This is a genomic window from Streptomyces sp. NPDC024017 (genome assembly GCF_040638895.1).
Taxonomy (GTDB): domain Bacteria; phylum Actinomycetota; class Actinomycetes; order Streptomycetales; family Streptomycetaceae; genus Streptomyces.
In genome coordinates, this window is the sequence record NZ_JBEZYZ010000023.1 from 21,490 (window position 1) to 42,945 (window position 21,456).

Below are 21,456 nucleotides of genomic sequence, written 5' to 3' on the forward strand. Positions count from 1 at the left end.
GGCCGCGCTACGCGACCGGGCTCTGTAGTGGTCTGTGGTGTTCTCGACCTTCTACTGAGCGTCTCGCCGCGCTGCCCGGCTGTCATCACCCACACGGGTGGCTGTGACTGAGCGCTTCAGTTGGCCCGTCAGCGCTTGAGTTGGCCTGCTGAGCGTTGTAGTTGGCCACGGGGCCCGATCGCGCCGGTGAGTGGTTCACACTCGGGTGGTGGAGGGTGGTGATCCTGAGCCTGCGGCTTCCACGACGATCTCTCCAGCCCGGGTGCGTGCATACAGCACCTCTCTACCTGCACGGTGGGCGCTGACCAGACCAGCGGTGCGCAGGGCCGTCAAGTGCTGGGAGACACCGCCGGGAGTCAGCCCGGTGCGGCGGGCGAGGCCGGTGGTCGAGGCGGGGGCGGTCAGCTCGGTCAGGAGGGTCGCGCGGGAGCGGCCCAACACCCCCGCCAGGGCATCGGACACGGTCGCGGGCTGCGTGTGCCATAGCGTGCCGACGGCGCGTGGCGGGTAGCGCAGCGAGGGCTGCCATGGCTCGTTGAGCACGGAGAACACGCGCGGCCACACGAAGGCGGACGGCACCAGCAGCAAGCCCCGGCCGTCGAGCCGACGCGCTCCGCGCACAGTGCGGTGCTCCAGGTGCAGGGTGCCTGCGGCCCAGGTGACCTGTGCGTCGAGGTCTGCGAACAGGTGCTGGGCGCCGCCTTCGACCAGGCGGCCGGCGCGGTAGCGGATGTCGCCCTCCAGCAAGGTGAGGATCCGCGACCAGTACGGTGCCAGAGCCAGCTCCCAGTACGTCTCCAGCACGTCGGCCAGTCGCCCGAGCTCGGCCGCCGGGTCGGCGCGCAGCGCCGCCATCCGCGCAGGCGGCACCTCGGCCGTCGTGTGCAGCAGCGCCGACGGGGTGGCCCGGACGGTGGCCAGCTCCACATCCAGTGACGGCAGCGGCGTCGTGGGCGGCGGGCAGATGAACCCCGGAACGCGGCCGGCCCAGGGCGAGCGCGTCGGCACCGGAACAAGGTCGAACAGCGGCCTCAGGTCGAGGTCCGCCGTCGCCAGCCGCGGGCGTACCTGTTCGGCCCAGGTGCGATGCAGGCCGTGTTCGTCCGCGCCCTTGAGCACCCGGACGCTGGCCACCACCTCCCACAACGGAGAGATCGCGAAGCGGGTACGGGCCACGTCCTCCAAGCCGAGTTCGATCTCGATCATTTAGCTGAGGGTAAATCAATAGGTGGAGCGGTTGGTGGTCGCGCACGGTAGCGGGCATGTCCGAAGCACCTCATTCCCCGTGGCGGCTGCGCGACTTCCGCGTGCTCTTCACCGCGGGCGCCCTCAGCCACCTCGGCAGCAATGTCGGCTACGTGGCGATCCCGCTGCTCGCCGTCACCACCCTCGGCGCGGGCCCCGGCCAGGCCGGTGCGCTGGCCGCGCTGTCCACCGCCGCCTTCCTCCTCATCGGCCTGCCCGCGGGGGCCTGGGTGGACCGACTGCCCGGCCGCCGGGTGCTGGTGGCCGCCGACGCCGCCCGCTCCGTGCTGTTCGCCTCGATCCCCGTCGCATGGTGGCTGGGCGTGCTGTCGCTGCCGCAGTTGTACGCGGTGGTGCTGCTGAACGGCTGCGCCACGGTGTTCTTCGACGTCGGCTCGCAGAGCGTCCTGCCCGAACTGGTCGGCCGCGAGCGTCTGGTGCCGGCGAACACCGCCCTCGTGAGCCTGATGGCCGGCGCCAACATCGCAGGCCGCGGCGCCGGCGGCTTCCTGGTCCAGCTCTTCACGGCTCCCCTTGCGATCCTCGGCGGGGCCATCGCTTATCTGATCTCCGCCGCCGGCCTCACGGGCATCGGCCGACGACACGCTCCTGCCGTGATATCGGCCGACCGGCGACGGCTGCGGACCGATATTGCGGAAGGGCTGCGCCACGTCCTCGGCAGCCGCGAGCTACGCGCGCTGGCCCTCACCGCGACCCTCACCAACCTCGGCGCACAGATGATCAACGCCGTACTGCCGGTGCTGTTCACCCGCGAACTGCGCCTGCCCGCCGGGGCGCTCGGGACGTACTGGGCTGCCGGCGGCCTGGGCATCCTGCTCGGCGCCGGCCTCGCCCGCCGCTTCGCCACCCGCCTCGGCCACGGTCGCACCCTGGGGTTGGCCGGACTCTGGTTCGCACCCGCCGCACTTGGCGTCGCGCTGATCGGCGAGGGGCCGTGGCTGTGGGTGGCCGGTGCCGGGTGGCTCGCGGTCATGACCAAGACGGGCATCGACAACGTCCTCGGCGTCACCCTGCGCCAGCACTTGACCCCGGACCCGCTGCTCGGCCGAATGAACGCCACCTTCCGATTCCTGCTCACCGGCGCCCTGGCCATTGGCTCCGCCCTCGGTGGCCTCGTCGGCCAGGCGGCCGGCGTACGCACGGCAGTCTGGGCGGGCGCGATCTGCCTGGCCGGCGCCTTCCTCCCGGTCTTCTGCTCCCCCGTCCGTACGCTGAGAGAGCTTCCCCTGGCCACCACGCCACCCCGCCGGGCATCACCGGCATCCACCACCGAGACGTGAACCGGCACGCACCTGCGCGGTCGTGCCCTGTAGGCCAACTGAGGCGCTCAGTCACAGTGGCGCCCGCTCACACTACGGCGGCCTCCTTGTCCTGATGCTGCTTGGCCTGCACCAGAGCGGCGAGCGGGGACCGCCGGCCCTTTCCGGTGTCGCGCAGCTGCTCCCAGTCGACCTCGGGGTGCGCGCCGGGCAACGCGTCGACGGACGCCGCGGTGAACATCGGGACCAGCACTGCCCCGGCTCGCGACGTGCCGAAACGTACCTCACGCCGTTCCGCCGGCCGTACCCACAACAAGTCGCGCATGTAGTCGAAGTCCACCCTCCTCACGCCCAGCCGGGTGGCGGCCTGGTCCGGCCCGAGCGGGGCCTCGTCGGCGAGCCGCTGCGCGAGGCCCTCGATGCCGCAGAGCGCCGTCACTTGGTCGGGGTTGATCAGCACGTGCCTCCGGGTTCGCCGTCAGGTCGGTCAGCAGCCCGCAGGCGATGAGCCGGCGCACCGCGAAGGCGCTCACGACCGGCGGTTCGTCGGGCACGTTCGGTGTTCCCAGGGCCCGGGCGATCCGGTCCGCGGCCGCTGCGGCGGAGATCAGCTCGTGGGGGAGCGAGGCCCGGATCGCGTCCGCGTCCATCGTCTCCACGGCGGCCCGCGACCACTGGTAGGAGGAGGCGTCCGGAGCCGGGACGAGGCCGGTGTGCCGCGCCAACCGGAAGGAGGCGATCGGCACCCGAAGTCGTCCGGCGGCCTGGCTTTCGTCGTACTCGGTGCGTCGTGCCATGGGGATCTTCCTCTCTCGTGGTCCGCCCGGAGCGGCGAACGAGACCGTCACATAACCTCTGAAAGACCGTCAAGAGCCTTTAAAAATGGTCAAGTTGGACTCATTCGCTTAGATCCGCGCCCGCGTACGCGAGGGAAAAATTCACCCTGCGGCGTCAACTCGACGGCGGGTAGCGTCCCGGCCATGCACAGCGATCTCGACGCCGATGAGGCGTGGGAGCGGCTGCGGGCCAGCCGCTCCGATCCACCGGCCAGAGCCAACACCGGCTCCCGCCGCAAGACGTACTCGGCAGCCCTGGAGCAGGCTCAGCAGCTGTTCCGCGCCGCTTCCGTCGTGGGCCCGGCCACGAGATCGGTCCTGACCTTCTATGGCCTCAGCCAGGCCGGTCGCGCCATCACGGCCGCCGCCTGGTCCCTCAAGGGCGAGGACTGGCGCCTCGACACCCACGGGATCAAGACCACGGGGTTCCACCTGCCCTTCCCCGACATCGAGATCCGCACCGATCCGTCCGGCACCCAGGGCAGCTTCGTGAAGGTCAGCGAGGTCCTCGACTCACCCGTGTGGGAGATGGACCCGCTGCGCCTGGAAGACGTCTGGGACCTGCTGCCGCCGAACCTCCGCTACCCGCTCACCACCAGAGAGCGGCTCACCCCGCTGTACACGGTCGTAGGGGACGGCGGCGTCGGCACGCACGAGCACTCTTTGCTGAGCGTCCCCGTGTGCGACATCCCCGACCGGGTCATCGACGCCGGTACCCGCGAGGCACTGGCTGACTTCCTGGCCTCGTACCCGGCCGTCGCCCAGCACGAGAGCTACGTGACCACCCGCGCGCTCAGCCTCGGTCCGGAGGAGCCTCCGGAGTACACCCGCTACAACCACGGCGGCGGCGAACTGGTGATGAACTGGCTCATGCCCGAGGGCGTGGGCACCGGATTCGACGGAATGGCGACCGGAGCCGAACGACTGGCCCACTTGCGGACCATGACCCGCGCCTACGCCGGGAGCCGGTACTTCCTGCCCGTCCTGGGCTCAATGAAGCGGGAACTGCACCCCCTGATGGCCTGGTGGGCCGTGCTGTACGCCCTGTCCATGCTCGCCCGCTACCAACCCGCGGTCTGGGGAACGCTCATCAGCATTGACACCAGCCGGCACGCGGTCCCGATCGAGCGGCTCCTGGAACGCGCCATCAACCACCTGCCCGTCCTGATTTCGGACGCCATCACCGAAGTGAGCACCTGATCCAGGAGCCATGGCGGTGGGGCCGGCAGACAGACCAGCCCGGCCCCACCGCCGGTCAGCCGATCAGCTTGTGCAGCACGGGAACGCTGGCTCAAGCGGCCACCAGGCCCGTCGCGACGGCCGCGGGCACAGACTTCTCGTGGAGGAACATGAGCCCGCCCATGACGAGGCCGATGATGACGGCCGCCAGGAACACCACGGCAGCGTGCACCGACAGCAGCGGGACCTCCAACGGCAAAGAGGCAGTGTTCTAACCCTGCGCAATTCGGCGTGCGTGGGGCACCGGGTGACACCTGCCTCGCCCAGCACTGTCCCAGATGCCCCGGTGCGTGCGGCTGCCATGACGGGGCGGAAATAGCGTGCTGAGACGGCGCTCTGTTGCTACGCTCGCATGCATGATCACGCTTTCGCCTCAGTACCGGATGATGCCCCGTCGACGGGGCTGCTGAGAACGGACGCGTACCGAATCCGAGGCCCCGGGACGGGGCCTCGATTGTTGTGCGACCAGGCCTCGCTACCCGGTAGGAGGACTGATGACCGCACGACGCCGCTACATCACCACGACCATTCCCTACGTCAACGCCCGCCCGCACCTGGGCTTCGCCCTGGAGCTCGTCCAAGCTGACACGTTGGCCCGTCACCACCGCCGACGGGGCGAGCAGGTCCGGCTGCTCAGCGGAACCGACGACAATTCTCTGAAGAACGTCCTGGCCGCCGAAGCGGCCAGCGTCGACGTGCAGTCGTTTGTCGACCGCAACGCCGACGGGTTCGCCGCCTTGCGTGGCCCACTGGCACTCTCACTCGACGACTTCATCCGCACCAGCAGCGACCCACGTCACCGCGTCGGAGTCGAACGACTGTGGCGCAAGTGCTCGGCGTCAGGCGACCTCTATCGCAAAGAGTACGAAGGCCTGTACTGCGTCGGCTGCGAGCAGTTCTACACCCCCGACGAACTGGTCGATGGACGGTGCGGCGAGCACGGCACAGAACCGCAGCTCGTCGCGGAAGAGAACTGGTTCTTCCGGCTGTCCCGCTACGCCGATCGCCTCCATCACCTGATCTCGAGCGGCGACCTGCGCATCGAGCCCGCCGCCCGCCGCAACGAGGTCCTCGCCCTCATCGAACGTGGCCTGCACGACTTCTCCGTCTCCCGCTCCCACAGCCGCGCCCGCGGCTGGGGCATTCCCGTGCCGGACGACCCCAGCCAGGTCGTCTATGTGTGGTGGGACGCCCTCGGTAACTACGTCACCAGCCTCGGATACGGCACTGGTGACAACACCTACGACCAGTGGTGGGAAACCAGCGAGCGCCGCGTCCACCTGGTCGGCAAGGGAGTGGTGCGCTTCCACGCCGTGTACTGGCCGGCCATGCTGCTGTCGGCCGGGCTCCCGCTGCCCACCGACATCCTGGTCCACGACTACCTCACCGTCGACGGCCGCAAGATCAGCAAGTCCGCCGGAACCACTGTCGACCCGGCTGCGCTGGCCGCGACCTATGGCACAGACGCGGTGCGCTGGTGGCTCCTACGCGATGTACCCCGGGTCGGAGACGCCGACTTCACTCCAGACCGCCTGACCGCCCGCGCAGATGCGGATTTCGCCGGAGGACTGGGCAACCTCGTCCACCGCATCGTGACCATGGCTCACCGCTTTCGCGGCGGGATTGTCCCCGCCTCTGCGCCTGACAATTCCAGTGGGCTGGTGCTGGTGGACGTTTGCCAGAAGACGCCTGGCCTCGTCGATGCCGCCTTGGCCAGCTTCGACTTCCGGCGTGCCACCCGCGCTGTCTGGGACATCGTGGAGGAAGCCAACCGATGCATTGACGCCACCAGGCCATGGGAACTGGCTCGGGAAGAGCGGAAGGGCGACAGTGAAGCAGCGAAGCGGCTCGACACGGTCCTCGTCACACTGGTCGCTGCATGTCGTGTGCTGGCCGATGAACTACGCCCTTTCATCCCAGATGCCGCGACACGGATTACCGAACAGCTGACACCAGTCGAGGGGCGTCTGCCCGCATCCGAGCCGCTTTTCCCTCGCCTTCAGGAGGACACACAGCCAGCATGACGTCCGGTGCTCCATGGCCCTGGTCGCCCTCCTCTCAATCTTGGTGCAGTTTCGGGAGCGGGGCGCCCAGGGCGCTGAGCGCCCATCGTTCGGCATGGCCGGAGCGCTACCGCCGCTCCTCATCGGCGACCTCATCGGCATCCGGCACTTTCGTGATGGTCACGGAGCAGCATGATGCGTTGTTCACGTTCATTGGGCTGACTGGCGGGCGGCGAGGTAGTCGGACCAGCTGTCGCCCGCGAGCCGTGCCCAGCGCTGGGCGGTGACTGGGCTGATGCCGACGAGGTCTGAGATCACGATGGGTGGCAGATCGGCGAGTGCTTCCATCATGGCGGTGTTCCGTGCTGCGCGGGCCGGCAGGTTGTGGCGCTTCATCGTGTCTCCGAGGCCCACAGGGTTGCGGGGACGGCCGGGGATCTGACCGGGGAAGAGGAACCTCTCCATCTCCTGTGGTTGTCGATGCAGTGTGGTGGATTCGCGGAGTTGCTCCTCGATGAGACAAGCCAACTTCGGCGGGAGCACCACGGGGTGGCGATTGATCGTCAAGTAGGCGTTCTTGTCGTCAGCACGGTGGAACTGGTCTGCGGTCAGCTCGACGATCCGCGTGAGGGGGAGGGCGTAGAGACGGATCAAGGCGCCGGTGATGCGCACCGCCAGGGGGAGCGAGGTGTCGTTGAGGCATCGGCGTAGCTCCTCCCGATGGATGTCCTCGACTTGGAACTCGCCTGGGAGCTGGCTGAGTGGGTGGTTGATGGTCAGGTCGGCGATCAGACGTCGCGCGGCTGCACAGCGGATGAAGGGGATGGAGCGGGTGCGTACTCCACGCCTGTCCATCGACCAGGTGTCGAGGTGGCCCTGTTCGAGCGTTGCGAGCGTCAACCGGTGTGCGTCCAGCCAGGCCAGGAATTGGATGGCGGCGCGGATGTTGCCGCAGTCCCCCTAGTAGGCGTTGAAGGAGTAGCGGCCCCGTGCCGAGCGCCGTCGGGCATCACGGATCACGTGCCATTCGGCGAAGGGGTGGATGAGCGTGACGTGGTGGGAAGGGACGCCTGCGAGGGCCCGTGCAAGCCAGTTCGTAAGGAGGGCGAGGTTCTCGTCGCGCTTCGGAAGAATGCCTGCGGTCACCAGCAGGCCGCGCACGTAAGCGGTGGCGGCCTGTCGTCCGAGGGCGTCGAGTGCATCGTGGCTGAGGTCGCCTGGCTGGCGAGCGAGACGGCCCAGAAGTTGCGGGCCCCTCCAGTGCTGGGCAGCGCATTGGGCCGGCACTCGAGAGACGGGTGCGTAACCGTTTGAAAGGCGGTGCACCAAGACGGCGCACCGCTGACCCCGGCACAGGCAACGCCCGACTCCGGCTGACCCGACGACAGCGGGGCTGACGTCAATACGGGCATGGCGTCGTTCACTCCTGTAGGTGACGGAAAGGGCGGCGGTAGAGCCGCATTCCCGCCGTTGTGGAGCGCCATCACGGGTGAACGCCTGTGTGGAGAAGGGTTTCTGCGTGCGGGAGGCCCTTGGCGCAGGACCGGAACGCCGGATCAAACCCGTAAGGCCGGATTGGCCTGCCGATCCCCGGGCTGCCTACCGCCACTGCGGGTGGCGCTGCTCTTATAGGTCCGGTGCCGGCGGCATGAACACCCGGCACGGTCAGTGTGTATCCGGCGCGGCAACGGAACGGAATGGCATGACGACTCCAGCGAATTACCGGCAGGGCTCGACGTGGCTCCAGACCATCCCGGTCGAATTCAACCGCACCCTCTCCGGCGCCGAGCGCGCCGATGAGCGGATCTCCGAGGTCGAGGAACTCAAGATCCTCCACCCCGGGGTGTGGGAGATCTCCTACAACGCTCGTTCGTACACCGGCGGGTCGGGTGTGCTCGTGCGCACCGCGCTGTTCAAGAACGGCCAGCTCATCCCCGGCACGGAAGCCCTCACCGGCGGGAACGCGATCATGCAGACCACCGCCGGGCAGACGATCCTCGAGAAGTTCGACGTCAACGACGTCATCATGCTCCACGCGTACCGCATCGGGACGGGCAGTGCCTCCGTCCTCAGCAACGGCGACGGGCGTACGGGAGTTATGGCGCACTGGGTGAGCCCCGGGTTCTAGGCCCCTGCTTTCGAGCGGGCAAGCCGAACACGTTCGGCATGAAAAAGGAGGGGGCGGGGATGGCGTGCGTCATCGAACTTCGGCGTGGCATCTCGACCTCCCGGCCTGGGCGAAAGCAGGAGCTGCGCGCCACAGCGGGGGCGTTGAGGGGCTTTCAGTAAGGACCGTCCGGGTTCGAGTCAGACATCGGCGGACAAGGGGAATTCCAGATGGCGAACGAGCTCAAGTACGGCGACCGGATCCACCTGCAGAACGGCTACGACGCCTTCAAGGGCGGCTAAGACAGCTCGTATATAGGCTATGTAGAGTACGAGTATGGGTAGTCCACGTATGACCCTGCAGACCCAACTGGTCCTGCGGGCCTTGCTGGAGGACCCCGCCAAGCAGCGCTACGGCCTCGAGCTGTGCGAGCTGGCGGGGTTGCCGTCGGGCACGATCTATCCGATCCTCGCCCGCCTGGAACAAGTCGGCTGGGTGGACAGCACCTGGGAAGACCCCGCCGTACACGAGGAAGCCGGCCGTCCGCGCCGTCGCTTCTACCAGATCACCAAGGATGGCGCCGAGAGCGCACGCGACGCCCTGGCACGCGCCTACCGGGCCCGCAAGCAGCCCCTGCCGGGGTGGGCCGCCCGCCCGGTCAGCGACGGGGGAGTGTCATGAGTGTCAGGCGCCGCTTATCGCCACGACAGGGCCGGCGCCCTTGCTCCACCTCATCCCTGAGCGGCCTTCTGGCTGTTGTCCGGACACACCACCCGGATACCGACCTCTCCCTGATACAGCTCGCTTACGACGAGGCCGCGATATGGCATGCCGGTCAGACTCGCCGTAGCGGTGACCCCTTCCTCGACCACTGCGTCGCCGTCGCTGCCATCGTCGCCGACATCGGCATGCCGTCTGCCGTGGTCTGTGCCGCCCTGCTGCATGACATCGAGGACACCCGCTGCCCGCCAGGCCGCATAACCGAGCGTTTTGGCCAGGAGACAACCGATCTGATCTCAGCAGTGCGCACCACCCGTCTCGACGAGATCCCGTTGAAGGCACTCAATGTAGGCAACGGACCAAGGCCGCTTCAGCCCACACGCGAGGAAGCCGTGCTGGCCATCCGCCTCGCCGACCGGCTGCACAACATGCGCACCATCACATTCGTACCCTCGACAAGGCAGCACCGTGTCGCCCGTGAAACCCTCGAGCTGGTCACACCCCTGGCCCAGGCGGCGGGCTTGACTGACGTGGGCCGCGAACTCCACGACCTCTCCTCAGCCGTCCTCAAGCCCACGACGCCTGCACGGGCCACCTCACGCCTGCTGACCGTACTCGCCCTGCTGCTGCCCGCCTCGCAACGAGCGCGCTGGCGAGAAGAGTGGCACGCCGAACTCCGCACGCTACCCACCCGCCGCGCCCGCACCGGCTTCACCGCGCACATCCTGCTCACCACGCCCCGACTGACTCTGACGCTGCGCCACCCAAGCTGGGGGCGACGATGACAAGCACATCGGCACGCATCGGCAGTGCGCTGGCCGGGATGGTCGGTTTCGCGATCACCGCCATGAGCGGAGACCTGCTGGACCGGACGACCGGAGCATTCACAGTCGGCGCCCTAGTCTTGGTCGCGGCCGTCCTATTCATACCGAGCGAGACACCGGCCCGCCGACTGCGCCAGCTGATCCACGCGTGGCGTGTCTCGGCAAGAGACGCCGGCCCTGAGCCAGTGCAGTCTCCTGCGCTTCCACCGTCGCCGCTCCGAGAATCCAGATGAAGGGAAAACTTGCTCGGCGGCCCTGGTACCTGGCCCTACGCCGACCAGCACTGTTGATCGAAGCTCGCAGCCCTACTCTGGGCGCGTAGGAACGCAGCCACGAAAGGTCCTTCAAAGTTGCATGGCCCTACCGCCGCCATCTGAGCCGCACCGATTCCGTCCGCATCGCCGGCCCGGGGTGAGCCGGGCGTCGTACCGGCCCCGCTAAAGCGCAACTGACCAGGACACCCCGGGTGAGGTCCACGTTCATCGAGGGCCGCAACCGCTGGGAGTGTCAGCTCTCAGTGAGCGCGCTGAGCCAGGCCTCGCCCGGTGGCGGAACGAAGAAGTAGCCGCCTCCCGTGGTGAGGGTGTACTTGGCCATGGCCTCTCCCTGGAGCCTGCGCAGTACCGCCTCGAAACCCTTCTCCAGATCACTCTGGAAGCACGAGAAGATCAGCCCCTGGTCGTCCGCGGCCCGGTGGTAGTTGTAGCTGCGCCGGACCATCGGGGGAGGGGTGCGGGGGTCTGGTGCCGCTCTGCGGACATGTGCGTCTAGTGGGGTGATCTTGCCGTGCGGGTCGGTAGCGAAGACGGCTCGTTCGGTGCTGGGGGTGCCATCCAGCCACCGTCCGTTCCGGCGTCGGCCGGTGATGCGTTCCTGCTCCTCCTCGGTGTCCCGATCCCAGAAGTCGGTGGCGAGTCGGATGATCCGGATCACCTGGTAGCTGCCCCCTACAGCCCAGGACGGCTCACCTTGACCAGTCCTCACGGTCGCGCGTTCGGTGATCTCGGCCGCCGTGGCCGGGTTTCCATGTCCTTCGGTGAAGTGGAACGGGTTGCGGGACAGGCCTCGTCCCTCCTCGACGCGGCTCTCGGGGCGAGTGCCATCCACACGCCAACGCACCTGCCGTTGTGGTAACGCGCGCAGCATCTGGTCGGCGGCTTGCCGGACAGTGCGAGTTGAGGACCCGGTGACATGGAGCAGGAGGTCGCCGTGTGACAGGGCCGGATCAAGGACGTCACCCGCAAACAAGGGCATCTTCCTCAAATGCCGTGGCCTATCGACGCGCGAGGACAGAGCGCCCTCGCCGAGCGCCAGCCAGGCGGAGATGTCGCCTCCGTCAATGGCAGCGATAGCACGGTGTGCGGCACGCAAAACTCCGGCGCGTCCCTCTCCGCGCGTAGGCAAATCAAGAGAGTGGATCTGCGTAAACGGCATTGGTGCTGCGCCGCGCAGATGAGCCGGCGCGTCGGTAGTTTCGAAGGAGTCGCGATGCAGGGCAATAGCGCTCACCCCCGCCAGGCCGACAGCTCCCGCTCCTACGGCTAGAGCTCCCCGCCTCGTTACACGCATGGGGTGACCCCGTGTTGCGAGCACAAACCGCCGTTGTGGTGGGGGAGTCCACCATATGAAAAGCGCACGACTAGGCCTAAGGGGATGACGTACGCATGAGGAAGCGGTGCGGCACCACGGTCTTGCCGGATGGACAGGCCCTCCCAGGGCGTGACGCGTGAAGCGACCAGCCCGCCGGTTCCTCGGGCCGCGACGGCCACCGTGCCGCCGATGACGGCCCGCCTGCGCACCTTCCTCACTTGTCGCCTCTTTCCTTGGCCCCGGCGGACTGCTGGTCATGATCCGCGAAGGGTTGCAGGAGCTTGGCGGCGGCCCGGGCGACGACAGGGTCCACCGAAGTTGCCAGGATCTCGAAGACGTGCCGCCCTGCCAGGACGGACTCCTGAGCCGACTTTTCCCACGCGACCTGCCGGGCCAAGTGAGTGTCGTGCCGGGAAGAAAAGGCCTGTGATGCAGCGCTCCATTGCCGTCCGGCGAAAATCTTCTGAAGGAGTTCGAGTGCCTCTGTCCTGCAACTGACGTGGGGCGCACCGGCCAGTTCAGTGAGGAAGGGCACGGTGGGGGCAGTCGCCTCCTGCATGACAAGGCCCAGTTCGCAGACAAGGTCACCCAGTTCGTCCACGGCCTGCCGTGCCGTGTCCCGGTCGGACCATGCCGCTTTCGACAGGAGAGCCGGCACCGCACGCGCTGTCGACTCTTTAGCTGCCTGGAGGCGTGTCCACCGCACGCGCTGCAGATCTCTGAGGATGGTACCCACGTTGTTTGACCCGTTTCAGAAGGTGTCGATGATGCCCAACCGCGCCATGAGACGCTGACAGGCGGGGCACCCCGGCTGCAGTCGCCTGTTGCCAGGGTTGTCGCCATAGCCAGGCTCTTGCTCCCTATGATCCTTTCGCCTGCATTGAGGGCGTCGGCGATGCAACCGATCTCGACTCAACCACCGTGGTGGTTGAGCTGTCTGCCCACTCGCCTCAGGGCGAGAGGGCAACTCCCGGAGCCCAGCGGCAGAGCGGCGTCGGCGGAGTTGAAGTACATGTGGCCAGACGGGGCATCAGTCGATTCCCACACCGTCCAACAGTCGACTGCAACGGCCGCAGGGGTGAGCTGGTTCGCCATGTCTAGCCGTATTCGACGTCGGCATTAGATTATTCCGTATATTTACTGTGCGCATGATTCCTCCCCTGATGGCGCCGATCCCCTCCGCTGCCGTGCTTGAATTAGGCAGTGAACCTCCGCGCATCTTCCGTGGTGACCAGCCTGCTGGAATGCATCCGCCAACGGCCCTTCTGCCTGTTTACCATGGTGCTATTTGGGCCCATCTACCTGCTTTTATGTAATCCAGGTTTGCTGGTCCGGTGACGTGCGCTGGTGTTCGTGGTTGTGCGGGGTTGTTGCCGTCAGCTGCTGCCGTCACAGCCTGCGAAGGCCGCGCCAAGATACACCGGGCGACGCTTTCAATTTGCTGTCGCTACCGGGGCAGACGAGATAGCATCTGCACGAGCTCGTCAGGAAACTCTGACAAGTGCAGCTCGGCACAGTACCTCACGGTGCAGGCGGCAGAGAGGAACTCCATCTCCGAATAATCTCGGCTTGCCAGCATTCTCGCAGACATTCCCAAAGGAACCATAAAGTCCGACTGGGCGCCTTCCGATAGTGAATCGAGAAGATCGGACTCCTCCGAGAGGGCGAACTCCACGATTGAACCGAGGATACTCTCCAGTTCGGAAATATCCACATTTCTGGAAATCTCAATCATGTCTTCATATTCGGCGAAACCGAAGCGATTCACTCGGAGGTGCTGCCTACTCACATTATTTCCCTCAGTAGCCGATTCCCTGATGATCCAGCCTGGGTTGGCAGACCGTTAGGCACGGGCTGGCAGGGGTGCCGTGGGCGCCACCCGGAGGAGAATTCAATCCTCTCACCTTCACCACTTCGAACGTCCCTCCTCTGACCCCAGCGGCACCCTCGGCGGCCTCAGCCTGAATGAGGCACATCGTCTCAGCGCATCCCGCATGGTAACGGCCACCTTCCGGCGTGAACCGCCGAACAAGAGAATCCACTTCCCCACCAGGAGTTGGAGTGAGGCCATGACCTGAATGACCGAAATAGGTTCGCCCTGACGAAGAAGTGTATTTCGCCGCAAAGAACGGACCGTCTACCTTATTGAACCCCGGACGCAGACTGTCTGCGTACTCTGCCAGCGATGTGTTGCAGTTGTGAACGAGTACCGGCGTAGCCCCTGCCAGCACATAATACGTGTGCAGGCCCTCGACGGTGAGGTTGTAAACAGAGACGGATTGCGTGCGGTGGTGTATGGAAGCGACCTGAGCCCAGGTGCCGGCGCTGGTCTGCAGCCACTCCCCCGTCATGAGGTCGCCGGCGTCTACCCACTGATGGAGGTCGGGGGCCCAGAATGGATGGCCGTCGGTGGCAGTGATTCTGCTGGTCTTACTGCCTATGGGGCCATCGATGGCGAGGGTGATGTCGACGAGTTGTTTGTCGCCGCCGCCTTGAATCAGGGTGGTGACCTTGCGTGGTCCGCTCTCGCCGGTTTTGGGGTCGGTGGCGAGGACGGTGTCGCCGACAGTGACGTTCTTGATGGGTTTGCGGGTGCCGTCGGCCATGAGGACGGGGGTGTCGCCGGTGAAGCTGTTGGGGGAGGTGCAGCCGACTCTGCTGGCGGCCTTGGCGCCTATGCCTGCGCCGAGCATGCCGCCGAGGCAGCCGAGGGCGGCGGATTGGCCGACTTGGCCCCAGTTGACTTTGCGGCCGGACAGGCGCTGGGTGAGCCAGTCGAGTCCGCCGTCGACGGCGCCGCCGATGATGCAGCCGGCGATGAGGGGGTTGTTTCCGGAGGGGTCGGTGTAGGTGGTGGGGGAGGACAGGGCGTATTGGTAGAGGTTGGTGCCGCCGGCGTGGCCGATGGGGTCTTGGGAGATGAATCGGCCCGTCTGGGGGTCGTAATAGCGGTTGCGGTAGAAGAGCAGGCCGGTGCCGTCGTCTTCGCGGCCGGTGAAGGTGTAGGGGTTGGAGGTGGTGGTGCCGGTGGCGGTGGGGGTGCCGTTCGGGTCGTAGGCGTAGGTGGTGGCGATGGTGCCGTCGGTGTTGGCCAGGCCCACGACGGTGCCGAGAGCGTCGGTGAGGTAGACCTGGGTCTTGCCGCCTTCGGTACGGGTGAGGAACTCATCCAGACCAGAGGTGGCCACGCTGGCTGCCGTTTCCCCGGCGGCCTTCTGCTCGACCAGCGGGTTGGCGCCGTCGGTCAGGTACCGGCTAGTGGTGCTTCCGATCGTTTTGGAGATGCGGCCGCCGAGCGGGTCGTAGCCGAACGATGACGCGGTGCCTGCCTTGGCCAGACCGGTCAGTTCTCCGCGGGCGTTCCAGGTGTAAGTACGCAGGCCGTCGTTCTTGAGCTGACCGTCGGTGTCGTAGGTGAAGGTGCGGCCGTTGTAGGTGGTGATGCGGTTGTCGTCGCCGAACTGCGTTCCGCTCTCCGCGGCGGGCAAAGCGACCTTGGTCAGCGAGCCGGTCAGGCCGGCCTGCAGGCCGCGGACGTCCCTGGTGTACGTCAGATCGCCGACGGTCTTGGTGCCTTGTGCGTAGGTGATGGACTTGATGACGCCGGTGGTGTCGTAGCCGGTGGTGCGGGTGATGCTGCCGGGCAGGGAGGCGGTCTTCTCCCGGCCCACGTTGTCCAGGCTGAAGGTGACCTCCTGGGTGCCGGTCTTGACCGACTTGAGGAGGCTGGACTTGTCGTAGCCGTAGGTGGTGCTGGTTCCGGCTGCGGTCATCAGTTTGCGGCGGTCGGCGTTGTCGTAGTCGTAGGTGACCTTGCCGGTGGGGCCGGTGGTAGTGGCCAGGCGGTCGTGGACGTCGTAGGTGAAGGCCTGGTTGCCGGCTTTGCTGTCGGTGATCTGCTTGAGCAGGTCACGGGCGTCATAGTCGTAGGTGACGGTGGACTCGGCCTGGCCGACGGCGTCGACGCCGTACTTGGTGCTCTTGGGCCGGCCGAGCAGGTCGTACTCGGCGACGGCGGCCTTGCCGGACCTGCTGGTGGCCTTCTTCAGGAAACCGGCCGCGTCGTACTCGAACAGCGCCTGCGCGCCCAGCTGGTCCGTAGCCGTCTTCGGACGGTCGGCCTGGTCGTAGTCCCACTTCGTGGTGTTCAGGCGGGCGTCGGTCAGGGTGGTGAGGTTGCCGTTCTCGTCGTATCCGAGCGCGGTGGTGTGCCCCAGCGGGTCGGTGATCTCCCTCGGCTGGTTGAGCGCGTCGAACAGGACCGTGGTCTGCGAGCCCGCCTCGTCGGTAAGGGCGCTGATGCGGCCCGCTGCGTCGGTGAACTGCCGGGTGATGCGCCCCTCGGCGTCCTTCACCTGCGCCAGGTCACCATGCTGGTACGTAAATTCAGTGGTCGCGTTCGCGTTGTCGGTGACCGTCTTGACCTGGCCGTCGCCGGTGAATGTGAAGCCTGTCTTGCGGCCTTCGGGGTCGGTGACGGTTTCAAGATCGCCGGCAGCGTTGTAGCCGAGGACGGTGGCGTTGTTCAGCGGGTCGGTGGCTTGGGTCGGCTGGTCGTAGGGGCCGTCGAAGGCCGTCTTGCCCGTGGAGCGGGCATTGGCGGTGCCGGCCAGCTCGAGTGCTGAGGTGATGTGCCCGTTGGCGTCGTAGGACAGTTCGGTGCGGCGGCCGTAGGGATCCACGACGGCGGCGATGCGGTGCTTGGTGCCGCGCTCGTAGACCGTCTTCCGGGCCAGTGTCGTGCCGTACGCATGGGTTTCGTTGACGGCGAAGCCGCTGTTGTCGAACTCCACTCTGCGTACCGCGCCGCCCGGCTGGGTGACCTCCGTGGCGGTGATCTGGCCGGCCGGGGTCTGCGTGTAGGCGAAGGAGTATTCCTGTCCCTCGGTTAGTGTCTGCTTCTTGACCCGGCCGTTGGCGTGATAGCTGTTGGTCATGTAGACGATGCCGCGGGCGTCCTTGGCGGTCGCGATCCGGTTGGTCGCGCCGTCGTAGGTGAAGGAACTGGCCTTGCCTGCGGGGTCGGTGACCGTCTTGAGCCGGCTGGCATCGTCGTAGGTGTAGGAGGTGCTGCGGCCAGTGTTGTCCTGCGCCTTGGTGATCCGCTGGGCGCTGTCGTAGCTGAAGGAGACCCAGCGTCCGCCGGGAGCGGTGACGGACGTGATGTCGCCCTTGGAGCCGTTGGAACGCTTGATGCGCAGCGCGTTGCCGTGCCGGTCGCGGATCTCCTGCAAGGGCCCGTACCAGGGGAAGACGTAGTCGGTGCCGTCCCTCAGACGCAGGTGCCAGCTGCTCGACTCCTGGCTGATCTTGGCGCCGTTAAGGGCGGTGGGCGTGCCTTCGGGTTCGAAGACAGCGTCGGCGTAGCCGCTGCCCGGTGAGGTCCGCACGAAGTGGACCTTCTTGCCGCCCGGCAGATACAAGTCCACCTCTGTGTAGAGGCGTTTGGAGTGCAGGTACATGTTGTACGACAGGTCGCGGCCGATACCGAAGGCGCGGGAGCGGGTGTCGCCCTGCCAGTAGGTGCGGGTGACCTCGGCCGAGCCCAGCGGGCCGGACACGCCCAGATCGGTGCGCGAGTCGGTCAGCAGGCCGGTCTGCAGGTCGACGGGGTCACCGGAGAGCCAGTCGACGATGTCCGAGATAGCGGAGAGGTCGAAGGGGATGACGTCGGAGATGCTGAGCATGGCGCCGTGGAAGGCCCACACGCGCGTCTTGTCGTCAGGGACGACCTGCTTGCCGTCGCGGGTGACCGTGCCGTGCCCGTAGGTGTGCCAGCCCTTGCGCTCAGGGTCGTAGGCCAGGAAGTCGATCCGGGTACCGGGAGCTTCGTGCGTGTAGTTCGGATAGACGATCTGCGCGCCCTTGGGGAACAGGTACGTGCCGCCCGGCTGGACGGTGAAGTACACCGGCACGGCACTGTTCTCGGGCAGCGGGAAGGGGGGCCGGTCGACGGGGATCGCGGTGATGCCCAGCTCGGTGACCGGCTTGCCATGCTCGTCGCGCACCACCGATCCCTTGGGGATACGGACCTCAAGGCCCGGGATCTGCGGGGTGGTCAGCGTGACGTCCGACCGGGTCGGGGTGTCGAAGGTGACGGTGTGCTTGGTGTCCAGCGGCGTCATCCAGACGGGGAAGCCCAAATCGGTGCTGCGGCCCGCCACCGGCCGGATCCGGATGTCGTAGCGCCCGTAGCTGCGCTTGCCGGTCTTCGCACTCGCTCCGTCGACGACCAGGGTGGTGGCCTCGGCATTGATACCGGACAGCAGGAAGCGTCCCCGGCTGTCGGTCTTCGTGGTCTTCGCCCCGACCCGGACGGTGACCTTGGGCAGTGGCTTGCCGTCCAGCTTCAGCACGTGCCCGGTCACCGCGGTGCTGCCGGGCGGTGCACGCAGCGCGGGCGGGGCCTTCGGCCCTGCGCCCCGCCCGGTGAGCCAGTCCCGGCCCTTGAGGTTGTGGGTAGCCGGACGCCAGGCATCGCGCCCATTCGGCACGATGCCGGCTGCCTTCTTCGCCTTCTGAGCCTTGGCTTTCGCCTGCTGCTCGAGCCGGTCACACTTATCCGCGCGCACCTTGAGCCAGTCCGGCAAGGACAGAGAGAATGTGCGGGCCAGGCGCTCGGCGCGGCACGCACTCTTCACCGAAACCCGCGGCGCGTCCCTGGTGAACGCATCCGTTCTCGCAGCCGCGGTCGCCGCTTTCAGGCTCAGGTTGAGTGAGCCGGTGGCCGCGTTGCTGGGGTTGAGCCGCACCTTGTAGGTGCCGGCTTCGGCGAGGTCGGTCAAGGCGATCGAGCCGGAAGCGCCGGCCGAGATCAGCCGGGAGCTGACCACCGCGGTGCCCGAGGGGGCCAGCACGTCCGCCCAGAGGCTGCTGGTGAAGGTGTTCGCCGCCACCTCCAGCGACAGGTCATCACCCGCCTTGGCGGTAAACGAGGCATGAACGTTCTGCCCGGCCCGGGCCGCCGTTGCCTTCACCGCCGCACCGCCACGCGCGAGCACGCCCACGTCGGCCGGCTTGGACAGGGTCAACGTCACCTTGCCGACGTCCACCCTGCGGTCCGCCACCCGCACCGTGTAGGTGCCGGCCGCCAGCGCCCCGCTGTCCCAGGCGTCGTTGCGGTTCGGCGCTGCTGTGATGCTGGTGATGTACTTACCGTCCGGCCCGGTGATCGTGACGGTTGCGTACGACGGCATCGTCGCCCCCGTCGCGGCAAGGCTGACAAACTCCCCGGCCTGAGCGGTGAAGGTGGCGATGCCGTCCTGGCCGGGACGGGTGATATTCAAGGTCGGCGACGCGCCGGTCGCGCTGAGCACCCCGCCCTGGACGTAGTGGGAGATGGCGATCTTGACCGTTCCAGTGCCGCCGCCGTCGGGGTCGCAGCGCAGCGTGTACTGGCCGCTCTGCGGAAGCGAGTCGATGTCCAGGGAGTTGCTGTCCCCGTTGGGAACGGGCAGATACTCACCTTGCGTGCCGTCCGGGCGGTAGACGTAGCAGCGCAGATAGCCGCCCATCGCCTTGGCATCCGCGCCGACGCTCAGCGATTCGCCCTTGGCCGCAGTGAAGGTCCAGTCGCCGTCCTGCCCGATCCGGGACAAGGCCGTGGACACCGTCGGCCCCTCGAAGGACACGGCCGCATTGACCGGCTTGGACAGCATCACCGCCACCGAGCCGGTGTCGGTGGAACGCGGGTCGATGACGAACTGGTACGTCCCCGACTCCGGCAGGCCGGTGACCTCCCAGTCGGCCGCCGTGCCACCGAAGCTGTTGGAGGCGACCGTCACGCCCTGGGGCGAGACGAGACTGATGGAGGTCTGGGAGGTGAACGAGCCTCCCTGCAGACCGAACCCGACCGTGTCGCCCCGTTCGGCGTCGAACAGGATCCGCGCCTTGTGCTCGGCCGTCACCACCGCCACCTGCGAGGGGTCCGCGTCGGTGAACGAGGCCCGCATCGTCGTGTCGTACAGAGCGCCCTCGCCGTCGGCGGTGACGGTGAAGTCGCCCGGCGCCGCAGTCGAACCAGCGGGGGTGTCCACCTCCACCCGCCCGGTACGGGCGTGGGGCGGCACCTCGACGGTCAGCGAGGAAGCAGAAGCCTTCTTCACCTCGGCGACCAGGCCGTTGAACCGCACCACGTTGTCGGTGACTGCGGAGGCGAACCCGGCGCCGGACAGGGTGACTTCGCTGCCGGGCGCGCCGGAGGCCGGCTCGACCTTCGTTACGCTCGGCCCGGCCGACGCCACGATGAACGCCTCCACCGCGTCGGCGGACGCACCGCCCGCGCTCACGGTGACCTTCCCGTTGACCGCCCCGGAGGGGACGGTGACGACGAGACGGGTGGCGGAGGCGGAAGTGATGGCCGCGGTCTTGCCGCCGATCGTCACAGTGTTGCTGGCGACGGTGGGGGAGAAGCCGGTACCCGACAGTGTGATCTTCGCTCCGGGGGCTGCCCGGACAGGAACCACCGACAGCACCGACAGCGTGCTGGAGGCGAAGCGGTCGATGCCCAGCCGATTGCCGGCCGCGTCGTAGCGGTAACGCGCCGTCTGACCGCCCGGATCAGTGACACCGGCTAACCGGCCTGCCGCGTCATAGGCGTAGACGGCGTTGTTCGTCGTGGGCTCGGCGGCGGCCGACGCCTTGGGTTTTGCCGCGGGCTCGGCCTGCGCCTGGTCCCGGGGCTGGGAAGGAGGAGCGCTCACTGACGGCGTGGTCTTGGCAGGCGGAGGCTCCGGCGGCAGGGCCTCGGCGGACACCGTCCCCGCGGCCAGCGCCAGGACGAGAACACCGACCGTCGCCAGCCGATGCCGACCACGCCTGATCACACGTAAGAGCCCGACCCGCGACCGCATGCGCCCTCCCCAAGGCACTGCACAGGGCACCCAGGCCCCGTGAACCCCAGCCACATCGCACGAGCCGTCACACCATAACCACACTCGGTCATGTACGTGACAGAAGTTCCCGGCATGTGGCCGAGATTGGGCAGTCACACGTGTCGCAAGTGAGGAAGACGCGGCCGGAAGCAGCCCGATGCTCTCTGGGTATCGCTCGGCTCCTCGACCCAGCCTCACTGGTGAGCTCGCGCCCATGCGACACAGCCCTCAGGATGGGCGGAGGTGCTAGAGCGGAGGTGTCAGCGCTCGCGGAATGTGCTGAGCAGCCATGTCGCGAGAGCCCGTACCTTCTGGTCTCTGTCGCCTGATGCACGGTCGGCGAGAAAACAGTGCTCCACCAGTCAGGCCAGTGAAGCGCGATCATGGTGAGGACCCACCCCCCCCATCCTGGGTCAGGATCTTGGATGGCACTGCGTTCAGCGATCGGACGGCCATCATCAGCAGCCGTGAAGAGCCGACACCGCAGCGCGAGCAGCCGTCCGTTCCTACTCCGGTCGAAGACGGAAAGTGGCCTTCGCGGCGTCAGCGTGGACAAGTTGCAACGTTGGCCGCGTGCTGATCATCGATCGCCATCGTGGTCGCCGGCAGCTTGGTCTGGCTGGCGGGGGCGCTGACGGCCTAGACGACTGCGACGCGGCCTCGGTGGTACTTTCCGTCGAGGCCGCAGTGCTGAACTCGCTGCCGCACCGCGCGGATCAGCGACTTGGGACGACCGCAA

Annotated in this window: 15 protein-coding genes; 7 read left to right on the top strand and 8 right to left on the bottom strand. The window is 67.2% G+C overall.

The window, feature by feature from the left end; all coding sequences use genetic code 11:
• Positions 1 to 195: 195 nt before the first annotated feature.
• A complete protein-coding gene (locus tag AB0G20_RS37900) occupies positions 196 to 1,206 on the bottom strand; it encodes a DUF5937 family protein (protein WP_361310995.1) in 1,011 nt (336 codons plus the stop codon).
• 56 nt (positions 1,207 to 1,262) lie between these two features.
• Here AB0G20_RS37900 and AB0G20_RS37905 point away from each other — a divergent pair, with 56 nt between their 5' ends.
• Positions 1,263 to 2,546, top strand: coding sequence for an MFS transporter (locus AB0G20_RS37905; RefSeq protein ID WP_361310997.1), 1,284 nt, complete (start codon positions 1,263 to 1,265; stop codon positions 2,544 to 2,546).
• Between the two features lie 67 nt (positions 2,547 to 2,613).
• Here the strand turns inward: AB0G20_RS37905 and AB0G20_RS37910 are convergent, their stop codons facing one another.
• Positions 2,614 to 2,985: a hypothetical protein gene (locus tag AB0G20_RS37910; protein ID WP_361311000.1), complete on the bottom strand. Its 372-nt coding sequence runs from the start codon at positions 2,983 to 2,985 to the stop codon at positions 2,614 to 2,616.
• A gap of 44 nt (positions 2,986 to 3,029) precedes the next feature.
• Here AB0G20_RS37910 and AB0G20_RS37915 point away from each other — a divergent pair, with 44 nt between their 5' ends.
• The gene (locus AB0G20_RS37915) at positions 3,030 to 3,206 is read left to right on the top strand and encodes a hypothetical protein (RefSeq protein ID WP_361311003.1); all 177 of its coding nucleotides are present in this window, start codon (positions 3,030 to 3,032) and stop codon (positions 3,204 to 3,206) included.
• A gap of 299 nt (positions 3,207 to 3,505) precedes the next feature.
• Positions 3,506 to 4,561, top strand: a complete 1,056-nt coding sequence (locus AB0G20_RS37920; RefSeq protein ID WP_361311006.1) for a YaaC family protein — start codon at positions 3,506 to 3,508, stop codon at positions 4,559 to 4,561.
• 91 nt (positions 4,562 to 4,652) lie between these two features.
• Here AB0G20_RS37920 and AB0G20_RS37925 read toward each other — a convergent pair whose 3' ends face one another.
• Positions 4,653 to 4,799, bottom strand: a complete 147-nt coding sequence (locus AB0G20_RS37925; RefSeq protein WP_361311009.1) for a hypothetical protein — start codon at positions 4,797 to 4,799, stop codon at positions 4,653 to 4,655.
• 295 nt (positions 4,800 to 5,094) lie between these two features.
• On the opposite strand from AB0G20_RS37925, the gene AB0G20_RS37930 reads away from it, so the two are divergent.
• Positions 5,095 to 6,624, top strand: a complete 1,530-nt coding sequence (locus AB0G20_RS37930) for a methionine--tRNA ligase (protein ID WP_361311011.1) — start codon at positions 5,095 to 5,097, stop codon at positions 6,622 to 6,624.
• 189 nt (positions 6,625 to 6,813) lie between these two features.
• On the opposite strand, the gene AB0G20_RS37935 is transcribed toward AB0G20_RS37930, so the two are convergent.
• Positions 6,814 to 7,503 carry a hypothetical protein gene (locus tag AB0G20_RS37935; RefSeq protein ID WP_361311014.1) on the bottom strand — a complete coding sequence of 230 codons (690 nt, stop codon included), beginning with the start codon at positions 7,501 to 7,503 and terminating at the stop codon, positions 6,814 to 6,816.
• 802 nt (positions 7,504 to 8,305) lie between these two features.
• On the opposite strand from AB0G20_RS37935, the gene AB0G20_RS37940 reads away from it, so the two are divergent.
• The 3 genes from AB0G20_RS37940 (at position 8,306) to AB0G20_RS37950 (ending at position 10,215) form a co-directional block, all read left to right on the top strand.
• The gene (locus AB0G20_RS37940; protein ID WP_361311016.1) at positions 8,306 to 8,731 is read left to right on the top strand and encodes a hypothetical protein; all 426 of its coding nucleotides are present in this window, start codon (positions 8,306 to 8,308) and stop codon (positions 8,729 to 8,731) included.
• A gap of 315 nt (positions 8,732 to 9,046) precedes the next feature.
• Positions 9,047 to 9,391, top strand: coding sequence for a PadR family transcriptional regulator (locus AB0G20_RS37945; RefSeq protein ID WP_361311018.1), 345 nt, complete (start codon positions 9,047 to 9,049; stop codon positions 9,389 to 9,391).
• The gene (locus tag AB0G20_RS37950) at positions 9,388 to 10,215 is read left to right on the top strand and encodes an HD domain-containing protein (RefSeq protein WP_361311021.1); all 828 of its coding nucleotides are present in this window, start codon (positions 9,388 to 9,390) and stop codon (positions 10,213 to 10,215) included. The genes AB0G20_RS37945 and AB0G20_RS37950 overlap by 4 nt, the downstream gene beginning before the upstream one ends.
• Before the next feature lie 546 nt (positions 10,216 to 10,761).
• Here the strand turns inward: AB0G20_RS37950 and AB0G20_RS37955 are convergent.
• The 4 genes from AB0G20_RS37955 to AB0G20_RS37970 form a co-directional block, all read right to left on the bottom strand.
• On the bottom strand, positions 10,762 to 12,102 hold the full coding sequence (locus AB0G20_RS37955; protein WP_361311024.1) for a Dyp-type peroxidase: 1,341 nt from the start codon (positions 12,100 to 12,102) through the stop codon (positions 10,762 to 10,764).
• Positions 12,059 to 12,580 (bottom strand): hypothetical protein, encoded by a 522-nt coding sequence (locus AB0G20_RS37960; protein ID WP_361311027.1) that lies wholly within the window; start codon positions 12,578 to 12,580, stop codon positions 12,059 to 12,061. Before AB0G20_RS37960 ends, AB0G20_RS37955 begins: the two co-directional genes overlap by 44 nt.
• Positions 12,581 to 13,291: 711 nt before the next feature.
• Positions 13,292 to 13,579 (bottom strand): hypothetical protein, encoded by a 288-nt coding sequence (locus AB0G20_RS37965; RefSeq protein WP_361311029.1) that lies wholly within the window; start codon positions 13,577 to 13,579, stop codon positions 13,292 to 13,294.
• A 64-nt stretch (positions 13,580 to 13,643) separates the two neighbouring features.
• Positions 13,644 to 20,696: an RHS repeat-associated core domain-containing protein gene (locus tag AB0G20_RS37970; protein WP_361311031.1), complete on the bottom strand. Its 7,053-nt coding sequence runs from the start codon at positions 20,694 to 20,696 to the stop codon at positions 13,644 to 13,646.
• Positions 20,697 to 21,456: the final 760 nt, after the last annotated feature.

Bases quoted from the DNA above. Each gene is read 5' to 3' on its own strand.
- AB0G20_RS37900 (WP_361310995.1), bottom strand. From the start codon at position 1,206: ATGATCGAGATCGAACTCGGCTTGGAGGACGTGGCCCGTACCCGCTTC.
- AB0G20_RS37905 (WP_361310997.1), top strand. From the start codon at position 1,263: ATGTCCGAAGCACCTCATTCCCCGTGGCGGCTGCGCGACTTCCGCGTG.
- AB0G20_RS37915 (WP_361311003.1), top strand. From the start codon at position 3,030: ATGAGCCGGCGCACCGCGAAGGCGCTCACGACCGGCGGTTCGTCGGGC.
- AB0G20_RS37920 (WP_361311006.1), top strand. From the start codon at position 3,506: ATGCACAGCGATCTCGACGCCGATGAGGCGTGGGAGCGGCTGCGGGCC.
- AB0G20_RS37930 (WP_361311011.1), top strand. From the start codon at position 5,095: ATGACCGCACGACGCCGCTACATCACCACGACCATTCCCTACGTCAAC.
- AB0G20_RS37940 (WP_361311016.1), top strand. From the start codon at position 8,306: ATGACGACTCCAGCGAATTACCGGCAGGGCTCGACGTGGCTCCAGACC.
- AB0G20_RS37945 (WP_361311018.1), top strand. From the start codon at position 9,047: ATGGGTAGTCCACGTATGACCCTGCAGACCCAACTGGTCCTGCGGGCC.
- AB0G20_RS37950 (WP_361311021.1), top strand. From the start codon at position 9,388: ATGAGTGTCAGGCGCCGCTTATCGCCACGACAGGGCCGGCGCCCTTGC.
- AB0G20_RS37955 (WP_361311024.1), bottom strand. From the start codon at position 12,102: ATGACCAGCAGTCCGCCGGGGCCAAGGAAAGAGGCGACAAGTGAGGAA.
- AB0G20_RS37965 (WP_361311029.1), bottom strand. From the start codon at position 13,579: ATGATTGAGATTTCCAGAAATGTGGATATTTCCGAACTGGAGAGTATC.
- AB0G20_RS37970 (WP_361311031.1), bottom strand. From the start codon at position 20,696: ATGCGGTCGCGGGTCGGGCTCTTACGTGTGATCAGGCGTGGTCGGCAT.